General features: G+C 71.8%; 14 protein-coding genes. 9 read left to right on the top strand and 5 right to left on the bottom strand.

Annotated elements, in window-relative coordinates; translation table 11 throughout:
- Positions 1–130 precede the first annotated feature (130 nt).
- Entirely contained in the window at positions 131–637 is a 507-nt protein-coding gene (nrdR, locus tag E4622_RS16505; protein ID WP_134741288.1) for a transcriptional regulator NrdR, read from the bottom strand.
- A 291-nt stretch (positions 638–928) separates the two neighbouring features.
- A complete protein-coding gene (locus E4622_RS16500; protein ID WP_167736125.1) occupies positions 929–1,438 on the bottom strand; it encodes a mismatch-specific DNA-glycosylase in 510 nt (169 codons plus the stop codon).
- A gap of 95 nt (positions 1,439–1,533) precedes the next feature.
- Between E4622_RS16500 and E4622_RS16495 the strand changes: the two genes are divergently transcribed.
- Entirely contained in the window at positions 1,534–1,884 is a 351-nt protein-coding gene (locus tag E4622_RS16495) for a hypothetical protein (RefSeq protein ID WP_134741286.1), read from the top strand.
- Positions 1,885–2,046: 162 nt separating this feature from the next.
- Here the strand turns inward: E4622_RS16495 and E4622_RS16490 are convergent, their stop codons facing one another.
- Positions 2,047–2,388 carry a LysM peptidoglycan-binding domain-containing protein gene (locus tag E4622_RS16490; RefSeq protein ID WP_134741285.1) on the bottom strand — a complete coding sequence of 114 codons (342 nt, stop codon included), beginning with the start codon at positions 2,386–2,388 and terminating at the stop codon, positions 2,047–2,049.
- A gap of 267 nt (positions 2,389–2,655) precedes the next feature.
- Between E4622_RS16490 and lexA the strand changes: the two genes are divergently transcribed.
- From lexA to E4622_RS16470, 4 genes are all read left to right on the top strand, one after another.
- Positions 2,656–3,369, top strand: coding sequence for a transcriptional repressor LexA (gene lexA, locus E4622_RS16485; protein ID WP_134741284.1), 714 nt, complete (start codon positions 2,656–2,658; stop codon positions 3,367–3,369).
- A 10-nt stretch (positions 3,370–3,379) separates the two neighbouring features.
- The gene (locus E4622_RS16480; RefSeq protein ID WP_134741283.1) at positions 3,380–4,930 is read left to right on the top strand and encodes an MXAN_6640 family putative metalloprotease; all 1,551 of its coding nucleotides are present in this window, start codon (positions 3,380–3,382) and stop codon (positions 4,928–4,930) included.
- 76 nt (positions 4,931–5,006) lie between these two features.
- Entirely contained in the window at positions 5,007–6,701 is a 1,695-nt protein-coding gene (locus E4622_RS16475) for an alkaline phosphatase D family protein (protein ID WP_245156070.1), read from the top strand.
- Entirely contained in the window at positions 6,701–7,987 is a 1,287-nt protein-coding gene (locus E4622_RS16470) for an alkaline phosphatase family protein (RefSeq protein ID WP_134741282.1), read from the top strand. Before E4622_RS16475 ends, E4622_RS16470 begins: the two co-directional genes overlap by 1 nt.
- A gap of 142 nt (positions 7,988–8,129) precedes the next feature.
- Here E4622_RS16470 and E4622_RS16465 read toward each other — a convergent pair whose 3' ends face one another.
- Positions 8,130–10,106 carry an ATP-dependent DNA helicase gene (locus tag E4622_RS16465; RefSeq protein ID WP_134741281.1) on the bottom strand — a complete coding sequence of 659 codons (1,977 nt, stop codon included), beginning with the start codon at positions 10,104–10,106 and terminating at the stop codon, positions 8,130–8,132.
- 173 nt (positions 10,107–10,279) lie between these two features.
- Positions 10,280–11,437: an ROK family transcriptional regulator gene (locus tag E4622_RS16460; protein ID WP_167736087.1), complete on the bottom strand. Its 1,158-nt coding sequence runs from the start codon at positions 11,435–11,437 to the stop codon at positions 10,280–10,282.
- A gap of 94 nt (positions 11,438–11,531) precedes the next feature.
- On the opposite strand from E4622_RS16460, the gene E4622_RS16455 reads away from it, so the two are divergent.
- Genes E4622_RS16455 through E4622_RS16440 form a run of 4 tightly spaced genes read left to right on the top strand, consistent with a single transcriptional unit; the run spans position 11,532 to position 16,439 of the window.
- Positions 11,532–13,076, top strand: a complete 1,545-nt coding sequence (locus tag E4622_RS16455; protein WP_245156069.1) for a sugar ABC transporter ATP-binding protein — start codon at positions 11,532–11,534, stop codon at positions 13,074–13,076.
- Positions 13,073–14,086: an ABC transporter permease gene (locus E4622_RS16450; RefSeq protein WP_134741278.1), complete on the top strand. Its 1,014-nt coding sequence runs from the start codon at positions 13,073–13,075 to the stop codon at positions 14,084–14,086. Before E4622_RS16455 ends, E4622_RS16450 begins: the two co-directional genes overlap by 4 nt.
- Positions 14,083–15,195 (top strand): ABC transporter permease, encoded by a 1,113-nt coding sequence (locus tag E4622_RS16445; protein WP_209021971.1) that lies wholly within the window; start codon positions 14,083–14,085, stop codon positions 15,193–15,195. Before E4622_RS16450 ends, E4622_RS16445 begins: the two co-directional genes overlap by 4 nt.
- The gene (locus tag E4622_RS16440) at positions 15,195–16,439 is read left to right on the top strand and encodes a substrate-binding domain-containing protein (protein ID WP_134741277.1); all 1,245 of its coding nucleotides are present in this window, start codon (positions 15,195–15,197) and stop codon (positions 16,437–16,439) included. The genes E4622_RS16445 and E4622_RS16440 overlap by 1 nt, the downstream gene beginning before the upstream one ends.
- The last annotated feature ends 39 nt before the right edge of the window (positions 16,440–16,478 follow it).

Genomic DNA, 16,478 nt, shown 5'->3' with positions numbered 1-16,478 from the left:
TGCTTCCTGGTGCGGGTGGAGGTCTTGCGTGAAGTGAAGCGGTGAGCACCGACAGCCCCGGGTGGGCTGGTGCTCGACGATTGGTGCGCCCGGCAGGCCGCTTCCCCACGACCTGCCGGGCGGATCTTGGTCAGCCGCTGGGGGCTGAGTGGGCGAGCTCCGCCGGCGAGTCCGGGACGGCTCGCTCAGCGCGCAGGCTGGCGATCTCGTCCTCGAAGTCGTCGGCGGACTCGAACGCGCGGTAGACGCTGGCGAAGCGGAGGTAGGCCACCTCGTCCAGCTCGCGGAGGGGCTGCAGGATCGCGAGGCCGACCTCGTGGGCCGGGATCTCGGCGGCACCGGACAGCCGCAGGGCGTCCTCGACGGCCTGACCCAGGCGGGCCAGCGCGTCCTCGGTGACGGGACGACCCTTGCACGCCTTGCGGACGCCGGAGATCGCCTTGTCGCGGGTGAACGGCTCCGTGGCGCCGGAGCGCTTGAGCACGGTCAGCTGCATCTGCTCGACGGTCGTGAACCGCTTGCCGCAGCCGCCGCTCTCCGCCGAGCAGGTACGCCGGCGGCGGATCGAGCAGCCGTCGTCGGACACCCGCGAGTCGAGGACCCGGGTGTCGGTGCTGCGGCAGTACGGGCAGTGCATCGGGTCCTCCTCTCGAGGTGCTGAAGCTGCTGAAAACTGTGGAGAACGTGCTCTCCACTGTGGATAACAACGGCGGAACTGTGCGTCATCCCGGCCGAACTGTGTGCGGCGACCCCGTCGCCTGTGCACTAGATGTGGATAACTACATCGTTGTAACTACTAGATGTTGTGGAAGCGTACGCCCCGGCCGCCGCGACACGCAAGAGGGTCCGCGGAATTGGCCTCGCCGGGTTCGTCCCGCCGGTGTTCGTGCAGGTCAGCGGGGGTGGGACGGGCCGGAGAGGCTCGCGTTCACCCGCGTGTCGCGAGTCCGGACAGGGCCGCCAGGTCCCGCCACCAGGCGATCCGGGTGGGCCGTCCGTCGTAGTCCTTGCGCTGGTTGGCGCCGCTGGTGCCGGGGAGCACGAAGACCTGGGTCTCGCCGAAGTACCAGTCGGCCGGACCCAGCCCGGGCTTGGCCGTCTTGAGGGCGCGTGCGGCCTCGTGGGCGACGCCCTTGGAGGTGAACGCCAGCCACTCCGGCGCCCACCGCTCCACCTTGGCGGCCAGCTCGTCGATCTCGACCCAGCGCGGGTCCCAGTGCCCCACCAGGTCGGTCAGGCCGAGGCCGAGCTCGACGACCTGCGAGTCCTCCTCGGGGCGCAGGCGTCGTGGCGACAGGCCGCTGAGGTGCAGCGACTCCCAGAAGCTGTTGCCCGGCGAGGCGTAGTAGTGGTCGCGGCTCTTGATGCTCTCGGCCCCGGCCAGGCCGCAGAAGACGATGACCGGGGCGGGGCCGACGATGTCGGGCAGGACCTCCATGGCGCCCCAGTGCCCGCGAGAGCTCCCCGCGATGCCCACCGACCGCCCGCGGGTCCGGGTAGGAGCGAGGGGGTTCATCAGACACAATGGCCCGCGTGAGCCAGGGAAAGCGTGCCGGGTCGCGCCGGGGGGCCAAGCCCCAGCGCGGGTTCCGTCCCGTGCTCCTGGTCCACGCCCTCGGCGTCACCGCCGCCGTATTGGCCTGGGGATACCTCGTCTACGCCGCGATCGACTTCGGCACCGAGGCCCGCGGCGGCGACTCACAGGCCTGGGCGTTCCTCGCCCTGGCCTCGGTCGGTGCCGTGGCATGCCTCTTCCTCGGCCTGATCCTCGTCGCGCGGCTGCTGCGAGCGCTCGGCATCACCGGAAGCCCGACACCACCCACGCCCACGGACTCCCCCGTCGCCGCCCCGCCCTCCGGCGGCGGCCGCCGCGCCGCCCGCTGAGCGTCGGCCCGAGGAACCCGGGAGTACGAGCGCAGCGAGTACTCCCAATGGAGGACGAAGTCCTCCACGCCGCAAGGGGCGGAGCCACCGTGTGGCCCCGCCCCTTGTCTTCCCCGGCTCGTCAGCCGGGGTCGAGGCGGCTGACGAAGTCTGTGGTGGGTCTTACTCGTCCGGGACGATGAGCTTCTGGCCGATCGTCACCATGCTCGAGTCCAGCGCGTTGAGACGGGAGATCTCGTCCATCATCGCGCGGGTGTCGCCCTCGGGAGCGACGTCGGCCGCGATGTCCCAGAGGGTGTCGCCGGAGCCGACCATCACCACGCGGGTGGCGTCGGGGGTGCCGGCGTCCTCCGTGGCGACAGAGCCGGAGGCGAGCGAGAAGCCGACGGCCAGAACGATGCCGAGCGCCAGGAGCAGCACCACGAGCCGGCCTCGGCGGGTCAGGCGCATCGTGCTCGCCTGGCGGGCCTGGGCGTTCGGGTGGTGCAGCATCATGGTGCTCATCTGGGACCTCCTGGGGAAGTGGCGGTCAGCCTCGGGTCTGCGTCGAACTGTCGATCAGATGTCTAACGGCGACCACCGACAAGTGCCTGTCGGACGAGCCGAATCGATCAGACGTTCGATCGAACATGTGTACGAGACTAGATCAGGTGTTCGAACGAAATCAAGGGTCGACACGAACAAATGTTCGAAGCGTGCTCGAACGGCGGGTGCGACACGCCGTTCGAACAGGTGTTTGAACAATCCCTCGGAGAGTGGGACCCTCACCTCATGGCCAAGAAGACTGTCACCGAGCTCCCCGACGGACCCCCGGACGCCACGGGGCTCACTCCCCGGCAGCTGCGCGTCCTGGCGACGATCAAGGACAGCATCGAGCGGCGGGGCTATCCCCCCAGCATGCGCGAGATCGGCCAGGCGGTCGGGCTCACCAGCAGCTCGAGCGTGGCCCACCAGCTCAAGACGCTGGAGGAGAAGGGCTTCCTCAAGCGCGACCCCAACCGGCCGCGCGCGCTGGAGGTCTTCCTGCCCGAGGTCATGGCGGCCCGGCGCTCGATGAGCAGCGCCGAGGAGTCGACCTACGACGAGACCGGCATCGGCGACGTCGCCCCGGCGCCCGCCAACGTGCCCCTGCTGGGCCGCATCGCGGCCGGTGGCCCGATCCTGGCCGAGGAGACCCTGCAGGACGTCTTCCCGCTCCCCCGCCAGCTCGTGGGCGAGGGCGAGCTCTTCCTGCTCGAGGTGTCCGGGGAGTCGATGATCGACGCCGCGATCTGCCACGGCGACTACGTCGTCATCAAGCGCGAGCAGACCGCCGAGAACGGCGAGATCGTCGCCGCGCTGATCGACGGCGAGGCCACCGTCAAGACGCTGCAGCGCAAGGACGGCCAGGTGTGGCTGATGCCCCACAACGCGGCGTTCGAGCCCATCGACGGCACCCACGCGACCATCCTCGGCAAGGTCACCGCCGTCCTCCGTCGCATGTAGGCTCGCGCGGGTGCCTTCCCTGAGCGCCCGCCGCGCCGCCGTCCTCGTCCTGAGCCTGCTCGCCGTGCTCGCCTCGCTGCTCTCGGCACCCAGTGCCGGGGCCGCCGAGGAAAGCGACCCCGCCGCAGCCGACAAGTCGGTCTCGCCCGTGTCGCGCACCGCCGAGAAGGCGCTGGACACCGCGGAGGCCGCGCTCGACGGCGACCAGGACACCGACGCCACCCTCGCGCTGCGCGACCTCGCGCTGCGCCTCGACGACCTCGAGGGCGCCGACCAGGCCGCCGCCGAGCGGATGCTGGCCCGGCCCACCTCGCCGTCGGACCAGGACAGCTACGGCACCTTCCCGGTGTCCCGGTCCTGCTCCGCGGTCGTGTGCGTCCACTACGTGACGTCAGGCCCCGAGGCGACGACCGACGCATGGGCGGCCAAGACGCTCGCGACCACGACCTCGGTCCACAACCGCTACGTCGCCGCCGGCTACAAGGCCCCCGAGCCCGACGGCACGAGGGGCGGCGACGCGCGCACCGACATCTACATCGCCAACATCGGCGACCGCGGCCTCTACGGCTACTGCACGACCGACGAGCGGAAGCCGGCCCGCCCGCCGTTCGACCGCTACGCCTACTGCGTCGTCGACAACAACTACGCCGAGGCCGGCTTCGGCGCCCACACGCCCGAGGAGAACCTCCAGGTCACGGTCGCCCACGAGTACTTCCACGCCGTCCAGTACGCCTACGACTTCGCCGAGGACGCCTGGTTCCTCGAGGCGACGGCCGCGTGGGTCGAGGACGAGATGTACGACGACGTCAACGACAACCGCCAGTACCTCGCGGCGAGCCCGCTGCGGCAGCCCCGCAGGTCGATGGACCGGTTCGACCCGCGCACGGGCTACCACTACGGGATCTGGATCTTCTTCCGTCGCCTCAGCGAGCGCTTCCCCGGCGCCCAGGCGGGGCTGCCCACCATCGTGCGCGACATGTGGCGGCGCGCCGACGGCTCGGGCCCGGTGGCGCGCGACCAGTACTCCTGGCAGGCGGTCTCCAGCGTCCTGAAGGCGCGCCGCACGTCCGCGCAGCGCGAGTTCACCACCTTCTCCGCGGCCAACCGGCGCCCCCGCAAGACCTACTCCGAGGGTGCCGCCTACCGCGCGGCTCCCCTGGCGGGCCGCGCGACGGTCTCCCGCAGCGTGGTCAGGCGCGCGGTGGAGCTCAACCACCTCAGCTCGGCGACCTACCGGCTCACCCCGGCGTCCGGCCTGCGCTCCCGCCGCTGGAAGGTGCGGATCTCGCTCGACATGCAGCCCACCGCCCGCGGCTCCCGTGCGGCCATCACGACGTACTTCAAGGACGGCACCCAGAAGGTCCAGGTCGTGCGTCCCGGCAGGCGGGGCAACGCCCAGCGGGTCGTGCCGTTCTCCCGGTCGACGGTGGCGTTCGTCGAGGTGACCCTGGTCAACGCCAGCGGCCGGTTCAAGTGCTGGCAGCGCACGGCTTTCTCCTGCCAGGGCAAGTCCCGCGACGACAAGCAGCTCGAGCGGCTGGCGGCCCGCGCGGTCCGCTGACGCACAACCGGTGAACGCCGGGTGACGTTCCGGCGTTCGCCGTCACCCGGCGGCGGCTCTCACGTTGACTACTGACGTGAGCCTTCCTTCGCTGTCCCTCCGCCGCCGCGCCGTCCTCACCACCGGCGCAGTCGGCGCCGGCTCGGCCGTCCTGGCGGGGGCGTGGTCGGGTCCGGCGGAGGCCGCGGGGCGTCGCTTCTTCCGGCACGGCGTCGCCTCCGGTGACCCCCTGCCCCACCGGGTCGTGATCTGGACCCGCGTCACTCCCACGCCCGCCAGCCGCCCCGGCTCCGGCAAGGGCCCGCGCGTCGAGGTGACCTGGGAGGTCGCCAAGGACCGCGGCTTCCGCAAGGTGGTGCGGCACGGCAGCTTCACGACCGGGCCGGGGCGTGACCATACGGTGAAGGTCGACGTGACCCGGCTGTCCGCCGCGACCTGGTACTTCTACCGCTTCCGCTACCGCGGCGGCTCGAGCCGCGTCGGGCGGCTGCGCACCGCGCCCGCGACCCGCAGTCTGCCCGGCCACCTGCGCTTCGGCGTGGTGTCCTGCGCCAACCTCCAGGCCGGCTGGTTCAGCGCCTACCGCGGCCTGGCCCGCCGCGACGACCTGCACGCGGTCATCCACCTCGGCGACTACCTCTACGAGTACGCACCCGGGGCGTACGGCGCCGGCTCGGACGACGTCGACGTGCGTCGGCACGAGCCGGCTCGTGAGATCGTCACGCTCGCCGACTACCGGCAGCGTCACGCGCAGTACAAGCGCGACCCCGACCTGCAGGACCTGCACGCGAAGTACCCGTTCATCGTCACCTGGGACGACCACGAGGTCGCCAACGACCAGTGGAGCGACGGCGCGGAGAACCACAACGCCGGGGAGGGCAGCTACGCCCGCCGCCGGGCGCGCGCCCACCGCGCCTACGACGAGTGGATGCCCGTGCGCATCGACGGCACCGCCCGGCTCGGTGACGGCGACCGCCTCTTCCGGCGGCTGCGCTTCGGCCGGCTCGCCGAGCTGAGCATGCTCGACCTGCGCACCCACCGCAGCCGGCAGGTGAGCACGGCGCTGCCCTTCCCCGCGCCCGCCACCGAGGCCGCCATCAGCGACCCCGCCCGGACCATCGTCGGACGCCAGCAGATGCGCTGGCTCAAGGACTCGCTGAGCCGCCGCGGCGCTCAGTGGAAGATCATCGGCAACCCGGTGATGATCGCGCCACTGGGGCTGCAGGGACTGCCCGACGACGTGCTCCGCCCGGTCAACAACGTGCTCGAGGTCCTGCCCGACGACGGCTTCCCGCTCAACGTGGACGCGTGGGACGGCTACACCGACGACCGCCGCGAGGTCTTCGCGCACATCCGCGACCACCGGATCGCCGACGCCGTCTTCATCACCGGCGACATCCACGGCGCGTGGGCCTGCGACCTGCCCTACGACGCCTCCACCTATCCCGTCATCGACGGCTCCGCCGGCGTGGAGTTCGTGTGCACGTCGGTCACGTCCAACAACCTCAAGGACCAGCTCGGCACCCCGCCCCGCAGCCCCGCCAGCCTGGCGGTCGAGCGGGTGATCCTGGCCAACAACCGGCACATCAAGTACGTCAACTTCGACGACCACGGCTTCTCGGTCCTCGACATCACCCCCACGCGCGCCCAGATGGACTGGTTCGTGATCGGCGACCGGCGCGACCGCCGGACCCGCGTCAGCCACACCGCGTCGTGGCAGACGAAGGCCGGCACCGCCAAGGTGACGCCGGTGGATCGGCCGGTGGGCTGATGCCTCCCTCTCCGTTCGAGGCCGGCCTGGCCGAGATCCGCACCGGGCGCCGTACGTTGCTCAAGGTCGGCGGCGCCGGCCTGGCCTTCTCCACCGCGGTCGGTACGGCGGCAGCGGCCGCGGGCCCGCCGCCCGGCAACCGCAAGCGGGCCTACGTGCTCGTGATCGACGGCTGCATCCCGGGCGAGATCGACAGCGGCCTGACGCCGAACCTGCGCGCTCTGCGCGACGGCGGCTACCGCTTCCCGCGGGCGGTCTCGATGCCGATCATGGAGACGATCCCCAACCACGTGATGATGATGACCGGCATGCGCCCCGACCGCACGGGCGTGCCGGCCAACGCGATCTACGACCGCTTGCTCGGCGCCACCCGCACCATGGACCGTGCCTCCGACATCCGGGTCGACACCGTGATCCAGCGGCTCAACCGTCGCGGCTACCGCACCGGCACGGTGCTCAGCAAGGAGTACCTCTACGGCGTCTTCGGCGCCCGCGCCACCCACCGCTGGGAGCCGGCGCCGATCATCCCCGTGTCGGGCCACGCGCCCGACGTCTTCACCATGCGCGCAGCGCGGACGATGATCCGGGAGTACGACCCGCACCTGATGTTCGTCAACCTCGGTGACATCGACCGGTTCGGCCACTCCGACTTCACCGGTACGACGGTCCGGCTCGCGCGGCGCCTCGCGCTGGCCGACACCGACCGCCTGGTCGGACAGTTCGTCGACCTGCTGAAGTCGACCGGACGTTGGCGCCACTCCATGCTGATCGTGCTGGCCGACCACTCGATGGACTGGTCGACGCCGGACCAGGTGATCTCGCTGCAGGCCTCCATGGACGCCGACCCGCTGCTCGCGGGCAAGGTGCAGATCTCCGCCAACGGCGGAGCGGACCTCCTCTACTGGACCGGCGCCTCGGCCGCCCGGCCGCGCGCGATCCACCGGATGCGGCAGATCGCCCTCGCGACGCCGGGGGTGCTCTCGGCGCCGCGGCGCGACGCGAAGGCGCTGCGGCTGGGGCCCAACGCCGGTGACGTCGTGGTGTTCTGCAAGGCCGGCTGGCGCTTCAGCGACCCGAACCCTGTCACCGACAACCCGATCCCGGGCAACCACGGGCACCCGGCCACCCGACCGATCCCGTTCTTCATCGCCGGCGGCCACCCGCGCATCCCGCAGCGCAAGGCGTCCTCGGCCCTGGCCCGCACCGTCGACGTCGCGCCCACCGTGGCGTCGTTCTTCGGTGCCGGCAAGCCGCGCCGCGGCTGGGACGGGCGCGCGCGGATCTAGGCCGTCGGTCGTGTGCGGCAGGCAGCGCCCGGCTGTCACGTGCGGGTCGTGTGCCGCAGGCAGCGCCCTGGCGCGGTCTCCGACACACAACCCTGCGGCGCGCAGCCTCACTCACATCGGCGAGCAGGAGGGAGCGTCTGGCTCAGACCTTGGCCAGGCGCTTCAGCGCCTTGCGGACCACAGCGGGGTCGGTGGTGGTCCACATCGGCGGCAGGCTGGCCTTGAGGAAGCCGCCGTAGCGGGCGGTCGCCAGCCGCGGGTCGAGGACGGCGACGATGCCGCGGTCGTCAGTGGTGCGGATCAGCCGCCCCGCGCCCTGGGCCAGCAGGAGCGCGGCGTGGGTGGCGGCGACCTGCATGAAGCCGTTGCCGCCGGCGGCGTCGGCGGCCTTCTGCCGCGCGCTCATCAGCGGGTCGTCGGGGCGGGGGAACGGGATCCGGTCGATGAGCACGAGCTGGCAGGTCTCGCCGGGCACGTCGAGGCCCTGCCAGAGGCTCAGCGTGCCGAACAGGCACGTGTGGGGGTCGCTGACGAACTGCTTGGCGAGCTCGGGCAGCTGCGCGTCGCCCTGGGCGAGCGTCGTGAGGTGGGGCAGCTGCTCGCGGACGTGCTCGGCGGCGGCCTCGGCGGCCCGTCGGCTGGAGAACAGCCCCAGGGTGCGGCCGTCGGCGGCGTCGACCAGCTCGCAGATCTCGTCGAGCTGCGCCTTGACCAGCCCGTCGCGGCCGGGGGGCGGCAGGTGCTTGGCGACGTAGAGGATCGCCTGCTGGCCGTAGTCGAACGGCGAGCCGACGTCGATGCCGACCCAGGGCAGCACGCTCTCGCTCTTGCGGACCGACGAGCCGTCGACCAGCCGCTCCGAGGGCTTGAGCCCCACGCTGCTGGCGAGCGCCGAGAAGTCGCCGCCGAGCATGAGGGTGGCCGAGGTCATCACGACGGTCTTGTCGGTGAGCAGCTTGTCGCGCATCTGCCCCCACACCTGCAACGGCGCGACGCACAGGCGCGGCGGGATCCGCTCGGTGCCCTCGCTGAGCCAGAGCACGTCGGCGTCGGAGCCGGCGGCCATGCGCTCGGCGGTGACGAAGACGTCCTGCACCGAGCCGCGTGCCTGGGTGCGGCCGGCATCGGCGTCGCTGTCGCCCCCCTCGCCCTTGGGGTAGGCCGACAAGCAGGTGCGCGCGGCGTCGCGCACGAGCGCGAGCGCGTCGGCGATCTCCTCCGGCACCTTCTCGAACCGGCCGGGTCGCGCGCCGGTCATCGCGTCGCGCAGTGCGCCCGCGGCGTCGGCGAGGTCGTCGGCCTCGGGGCCGTCGACGTGGCGCTGGGAGCGGCGCGAGGCGCGCTCGACGTCGGTGGCGGTGAGCTCGTCGGTGGCGGCCTGGGTGACCCGTGCGGTCAGCTCGTGGGCCTCGTCGATCACCACGACGTCGTAGTCGGGGATCATCGGCACGCCCTCGATGGCGTCGATCGCCAGCAGCGAGTGGTTGGTGATGACCAGGTGGGAGCGGTGGGCCTTCTCCCGCGCCAGCTCGGCGAAGCACTCCTGCCCGAACGGGCACTTGGCCGCACCCAGGCAGTCGCGGTGGCTGACGCTGACCTGGCGCCAGTCCTTGTCCATGTGACGCGGGGCGGAGTCGCGCTCGCCGCTGCCGCCGTCCTTGGCCTCCTCCTCGGCCCAGGCCCGCAGCTCGAGGATCTTCTGCCCCATCGACCCGGCCGGCAGGTCGACCAGCGCGCCCTGCTCGTCGGGGACGCCCTCACGCACGCGGTGCAGGCAGGCGTAGTTGGAGCGGCCCTTGAGCACGGCGTACGACGTGTCGACGCCCGGCACGTCCTTGACCGCCTCGACCAGCCGCGGCAGGTCCCGCTCGACCAGCTGGTGCTGGAGCGCCAGCGTCGCCGTCGCCACCACCACGCGCTCGTCGTGCAGCAGGCTCGGCACGAGGTAGGCCAGCGACTTGCCCGTGCCCGTGCCGGCCTGGACGAGGAGGTGCTGCTTGCCGGTCATCGCCGTGGCCACGGCCTCCGCCATGGTCACCTGACCGCTGCGCTCCTTGCCGCCGAGCGCCTCGACCGCCGTCGCCAGCACCTGCTGCAGCGGGGGGGCGGGCTCGGACACCCGAGAACCCTAGCCGCGCCCACCGACCGCCTGAGGTCGCCGTCCCCAGGCGGGCGGTCGTGGCGCGCAGTTTCCCCAAGGGATGCACCTGGAGCGTCACTTCCCTCGACGTACAACCCCCGGGAAGTGACAGCTTCCCTACATACCTTGGGGAAACGTCACCCGGCGCACCCTCACGCCAGCGCCAGGCTCCGCGCCTCGATGTAGTCGGGCGAGAGGACGTGGCCGATGGCGAGGGCCGCGGCGCCGAGGACGCCGGCGCGCTCACCGGCCTGGGCGGTGACGATGCGCAGGTGCTCGGTGGCCAGCGGCAGGGAGCGCTGGTAGACGACCTCGCGGATGCCGGCGAGCAGGCTCTCGCCCGCCGCGGCCAGCGATCCGCCGATGACGATGACCGAGGGGTTGATGACGTTGACGAGCACGGCGACGACCTCGCCGAGGTCGCGACCGGCCTGGCGCATGGCCTGGACGGCCTGGGCGTCGCCGCCCTGGACGAGCGCGACCACGTCCTGCCCGGCGCCGACCTCGACCCCGGCGCGGCGCAGGGACTCCGCGATGGCGGGGCCGGCGGCGACCGCCTCGAGGCAGCCCTGGTTGCCGCAGCGACAGGTGACGTCGTCGGCGCGCGAGACGCGCACGTGCCCGAGGTCGCCGGCCGTGCCCTGCGCGCCGCGCTGGAGCTCGCCGCCGGAGATCAGCCCGGCGCCGATGCCGGTGCTGACCTTGATGAAGACCAGGTTGTCGACGTTGGGCAGGTGGGCGTGCTGCTCGCCCAGCGCCATGATGTTCACGTCGTTGTCGATGAGCACCGGCACGGGGAAGGCCCGCTGCACCCGGGCCGGTACGTCGTAGCGGTGCCAGCCCGGCATGATCGGCGGGTTGATCGCGCGGCCGGTGTCGTGCTCGACGGGGCCGGGCAGCCCGATGCCGATCGCCGCCAGCTCGGAGACGGTGCGCTCCTGGTCGGCGAGCATCTCGGCCACGACCTCCTCCACCCACCCGAGCACGTGCTCCGGGCCGGTGGCCACGTCGATGTCGGCGCGGCGCTCCACCAGGATCGTGCCCGAGAGGTCGGCCAGGGCCGCGCTGGCGTGCGTGGCGCCGATGTCGACGCCGACCACGACCCAGGCGCGCGGGTTGAGCGCGAGGAGCGACGGCGGGCGGCCGCCGGTGCTGACGCCGCCGCCGTAGGGTGCCACCAGCCCCATGCGCATCAGCACGTCGATGCGCGAGGCGATGGTGGACCGGGCCAGGCCCGAGGCGTCGGCGAGCTCGGCGCGCGTCCGCGGGCGGCCGTCGCGCAGGAGCTCGAAGACGTCGCTGGTCCGCACCCCGGGAGTCTTCCATGCGGGAGTTCTGAACGTCCAGCGAAGAACTTTTGCCAAAGTCTCGACAGAAGTCAGTGACGCGTGCCACAGTGGCGCCGTGCCCGCAACATCTGTCGTCCTCCAGGCCCGAGGGCTCACCAAGAGCTTCGTCGGCCACACCGTCCTCGAGGACGTCGACCTCGAGCTCCGCGCCGGAGAGGTGCTCGGCCTGGTCGGCGAGAACGGCGCGGGCAAGTCGACCCTCATGAAGATCCTCGCCGGGGTCCACTCCCCCGACTCCGGCACCGTCGAGCTGAACGGCGAGGCCGTCTCGTTCAGCCACCCCGTCCAGGCCCAGCAGGCCGGCATCTCGACGGTCTTCCAGGAGTTCAACCTCCTGCCGGAGCGCTCGGTCGCGGAGAACATCTACCTCGGCCGCGAGCCGCGCCGCCTCGGCCTGGTCGACGTCGGCCAGATGCACCGCGACACCGAGGAGCTCCTCACCGGCCTCGGCGTCACCGGCCTGCGCCCAGGCCAGCGCGTGCGGTCGCTCTCGGTCGCCGAGCAGCAGATCGTCGAGATCGCCAAGGCGGTCAGCTACGACGCCCGCATCATCTCGATGGACGAGCCCACCGCCGCTCTCGCCGAGCACGAGGTCGAGCTCCTCTACGGCATCATCGGCACGCTGACGGCCCGCGGCGTCGCCATCCTCTACGTCTCCCACCGCCTCAAGGAGATCTTCCGCCTCTGCGACACGATCACCGTGCTCAAGGACGGCCGCCAGGTCACCACGCAGCCGGCCTCGAGCCTCGACGACGCCGAGCTGGTCCGGCTCATGGTCGGCCGCTCCATCTCCTCGTTCTTCCCCGACCCGGTCGAGGGCACGGTCGTCGGCGAGCCGGCGCTCGAGCTGCGCGACGCCGGCAACGGCTACGTCGACGGCGTCGACCTCACGCTGCGCGCCGGCGAGGTCGTCGGCATCGCCGGCCTCCAGGGCTCGGGCCGCACCGAGCTGTTCGAGGGGATCTTCGGGGTCCGCCCGTTCACCCGCGGCACCATGTCGATCGCCGGCACGCAGGTCCGGCCGCGCTCGCCGCGCGCGGCGATCCGCGCCGGCCTGGCCATGGTCACCGAGGACCGCAAGGCCACCGGCCTCGCGCTCAACCAGACCATCCTCGACAACGCCCTCGGCGTCGTGCGCGCCGTCTTCCCCCGTCGTACGGCGCAGGCTCGCCGCGACGTCCCCGGCCTGCTGTCCTCGCTCGAGGTCTCGGCCCGCGCGACGGACCAGGAGGTGCAGTTCCTCAGCGGCGGCAACCAGCAGAAGGTGGTCCTGGCCCGCTGGCTGACCACCGAGCCGCGGGTCGTGCTGATGGACGAGCCCACCCGTGGCATCGACGTCGGCGCCAAGCACTCCATCTACGAGCTCATGCGCTCGCTGGCCGCCGACGGCGTGGCCGTGCTCATGGTCTCCAGCGAGCTCCCCGAGGTGATCGGGATGTCCGACCGGATCCTGGTCATGCGCGACGGGCGCCTGGCCGGCGAGCTGCCCGCGGGCTCCTCGGAAGAGACCGTCCTCCAGCTCGCCACCGGCGTCACCGTCGCCCCCACGACCACCACCCCCGCGCCCACGGACGCGCCCACCGAGGAGGTCGCCCGATGAGGAGCCGACTGCAGCCCCTCACCTCGACCGGCATCGTCGTCGCCGTCCTGGTGCTCAGCCTGGTCGTCGGAGCGATCCTGACCGCAGTCGAGGGCCGCAACTTCCTGAGCAGCGGCAACATCGACGCGGTCCTCACCGGCTGCTCGATCCTCGGCCTCATCGCCATCGGTCAGACGCTGGTGATCCTGGTCGGAAGCCTGGACCTCTCGGTGCCGTTCGTGGTCAGCCTGACCAGCGTCGTCGCCGCGGGCCAGATGGCCGGCGAGCCGGCCAACGTCGTGCCCGCCGTGCTCCTCGCCCTCGGCATCGCCGCGGTCATCGGCCTGGCCAACGGCCTGGTCGTCAGCTTCCTCAAGGTCCACGGCTTCATCGCCACGCTCGGCATGGGCCTGATCATCAGCGGCTACCTCGGCAGCAACTACCAGGGCAGCCACGGCCTCGCGCCGCGCTCCTTCCGGCTCATCGACGCCACCCAGATCGGCCCGGTCCCGCTCACCTTCCTGATCATGCTCGGCTGCGCGCTGCTGGCGATCGTCATGCTGCGCCGCACCCGCCTGGGCCACCACCTCTACGCCGTCGGCGGCAGCCCCGAGGTCGCGCGCCTGTCCGGCATCCGCACCTCCGTGCCGGTCATCGCCGCCCACGTCCTGTGCAGCGTCCTCGCCGCCGTGGCCGGGCTGCTGCTCCTCTCCCGCCTCAGCGTCGGCAGCCCCACCATCGGCAGCCAGGGCGACTACGACCTGATGTCGATCGCGGCCGTGGTCCTCGGCGGCACGCTGCTGGCCGGCGGCAAGGGCAACATCGTCGGCACGCTCGCGGGCGTCGCGATCTTCGCGGTCCTCGACAACGTCATGGGCGTCATGCAGGTCAACCCCTTCCTCAAGGACGTCATCCGCGGCCTCGTCATCGTCGCCGCCGTCGCCGTCTACGCCGGTCGCGAGATCGACCGGCGCCCCGCCCGCTTCGACCGGCCCACCGGCCTGGACGCCGTCCTGCAGGAGACCAAGTGAGCACCCCCGTGACCACCTCGACGCCGGCGCCCGCCCGGACCGCCATCCCCGCGCACCAGCGCGGCCTCGGCGGTCGGCTGCTCGCGGCGGTCCTGACCCCCGGCGGCGCCGTCTTCGTGCTCGCCGCCGTGCTCCTGGTCGCGACCATCCAGGCCAACCCCAACTTCGGCGACCCCGGCGTGATCATGCTCTTCCTGGGTCGCACCGCCCCCATCGCGATCGCGGCGATCGGGCAGTACTACGTGATCGTCTCCGGCGAGTTCGACCTCTCGATGGGCGCCGTCATCGGCACCCAGGTCGTCCTGGCCGGCAACATGATCGGCGAGGACCCCGACAAGGTCGTGCCCGTCACCGTGCTGATGCTGCTGGTCGGCGCGGCGGTCGGCTTCGCCAACGGCGTGCTGACCACCCTGCTGAAGGTGCCGAGCTTCATCGTCACCCTGGGCATGATGCTGGCGCTGGGCGGCCTGGTCTCCTACCTCACCGGCGGCGCGGCCACCGGCAACCCCGTCGACGAGTTCCGCGAGATCGGCCGCGGCCGCTTCGAGAACGTCCCGGTCCTGGAGTTCCTCCCCTACCCGCTGATCATCCTGGTCGTCCTGGCGATCGCCGCGACCCTGCTGATGCGCCGCCCGTTCGGGCGCAACCTGCTCGCCGTCGGCGACAACCCCGAGTCGGCCGAGCGCTCCGGCACGTCGGTGTGGTGGCTCAAGACCCGCGCCTTCATGATCTCCTCCCTCGCCGCCTCGGTCTCCGGCATCCTGCTCGTCGGCTACGCCGGGGTGCACCCGTCGGTGGGCGACGGCTACGAGTTCACCGCGATCACCGCGGTCGTGCTCGGCGGCGTCCTGCTCGGCGGCGGCCGCGGCTGGGTGCTCTCCGCCGCGGCGGGTGCCATCGCCCTCGAGCTCCTCTTCACGCTGCTCACGGTCAAGGAGGTCGAGTCCACGTGGCGCGACACCGTGCAGGGCGTGATCATCATCGTCGCCGTCGCCGTCGCCGCCCGTGGCTGGCAGGCCGGCCGTCGCCCGCGCGGGTCCGCCCGCCGGGCCCCCTCTACTCGGATCCCCACCACGCCCACCCCGGGCACGACCAATGGAGACAACTGATGCGCAAGAGTCCACTGCTGAGAGGCGCCGTCGTGTCCGCTGCGGCGCTGCTCGTGCTCGCGGCATGTAGCACCGACGATTCGGTCGACGACCCGGCACCGGACGCCGGCGCGGACCCGGAGACCTCCGAGTCGGCCGACGCCCCGGCCGACTCCTCGGCCGACACCGAGTGGTTCGTGCAGGCCGACTTCGACGAGCAGGACGCCCAGCGCTCCGCGACGTTCGAGGGTGACGAGGCCACCCCGTGGCTGCAGTACATCGACGGCCCGATGACCGACACCAAGAAGTACGCGACGCAGGAGGCGCAGAAGGTCTGCTTCGCCAACGCCTCGATCAGCAACCCCTGGCGCCAGACCGGCTGGATCACCATGAACCAGCAGCTCAAGGCCCTGCAGGACTCGAACGTCATCGGCGAGATGGAGACCCGCGACGCGCAGGACGACGACAACACGCAGATCGCCGACATCGACTACTTCATCACCGAGGGCAACTGCGACGTCTTCATCATCTCCCCCAACTCCACGGCGGCCATGACGCCGGCCGTCGAGCGCGCCTGCGAGACCGGCAAGCCGGTCATCGTCTTCGACCGCGGCGTCAACACCGACTGCTACACCTCGTTCATCCACCCGATCGGTGGCTACGCGTGGGGCATCGACACCGCCAACTTCCTCAGCGACAACCTCGAGGAGGGCGACAAGGTCGTGGCCCTGCGCATCCTGCCCGGCGTCGACGTGCTCGAGACGCGCTGGGCCGCCGCCGAGAAGATCTTCAAGGACAACGGCATCGACGCGGTGGACTACTTCACCGGCGCCGACCCGAGCAAGATCAAGCAGATCATCTCCGACGAGCTCGTCAAGGGCGACGTCAAGGGCGTGTGGATGGACGCCGGTGACGGTGCCGTCGCCGCCATCGAGGCGTTCGAGGACGCCGGCGTCGACCTCCCCGTCATGACCGGCGAGGACGAGATGAGCTTCCTGCGCAAGTGGGAGGAGACCGGCCTCACCGGCCTGGCCCCCGTCTACTCCAACTTCCAGTGGCGCACGACGCTCCTGGCGGTCGAGAAGATCGTCAAGGGCGAGGCCATCCCCACCGAGTGGGTGCTCCCGCAGACGCCGATCACCGAGGACGAGCGGGCCGACTTCCTGGAGGAGAACGACGGGATGCCCGACGGTCACTACGCCAAGTTCGGTGGCGAGGACCTGCCCGGCTACCCGCAGGTGTGGCAGGACCGCAAGATCCCCTGACCGTGTGGCCGGCCGGCGGTCTCCTCACCGCCGGCCGGC

This window comes from Nocardioides sp. 503 (assembly GCF_004522095.1).
Taxonomy (GTDB): domain Bacteria; phylum Actinomycetota; class Actinomycetes; order Propionibacteriales; family Nocardioidaceae; genus Nocardioides.
Note: the sequence above shows the minus strand (reverse complement) of the source record. Positions and strands in the feature narration are given on the sequence as shown.

Coding starts and splice junctions, on each gene's coding strand:
- nrdR (WP_134741288.1), bottom strand. CDS start 637: ATGCACTGCCCGTACTGCCGCAGCACCGACACCCGGGTCCTCGACTCG.
- E4622_RS16500 (WP_167736125.1), bottom strand. CDS start 1,438: ATGGAGGTCCTGCCCGACATCGTCGGCCCCGCCCCGGTCATCGTCTTC.
- E4622_RS16490 (WP_134741285.1), bottom strand. CDS start 2,388: ATGAGCACCATGATGCTGCACCACCCGAACGCCCAGGCCCGCCAGGCG.
- lexA (WP_134741284.1), top strand. CDS start 2,656: ATGGCCAAGAAGACTGTCACCGAGCTCCCCGACGGACCCCCGGACGCC.
- E4622_RS16470 (WP_134741282.1), top strand. CDS start 6,701: ATGCCTCCCTCTCCGTTCGAGGCCGGCCTGGCCGAGATCCGCACCGGG.
- E4622_RS16450 (WP_134741278.1), top strand. CDS start 13,073: ATGAGGAGCCGACTGCAGCCCCTCACCTCGACCGGCATCGTCGTCGCC.
- E4622_RS16440 (WP_134741277.1), top strand. CDS start 15,195: ATGCGCAAGAGTCCACTGCTGAGAGGCGCCGTCGTGTCCGCTGCGGCG.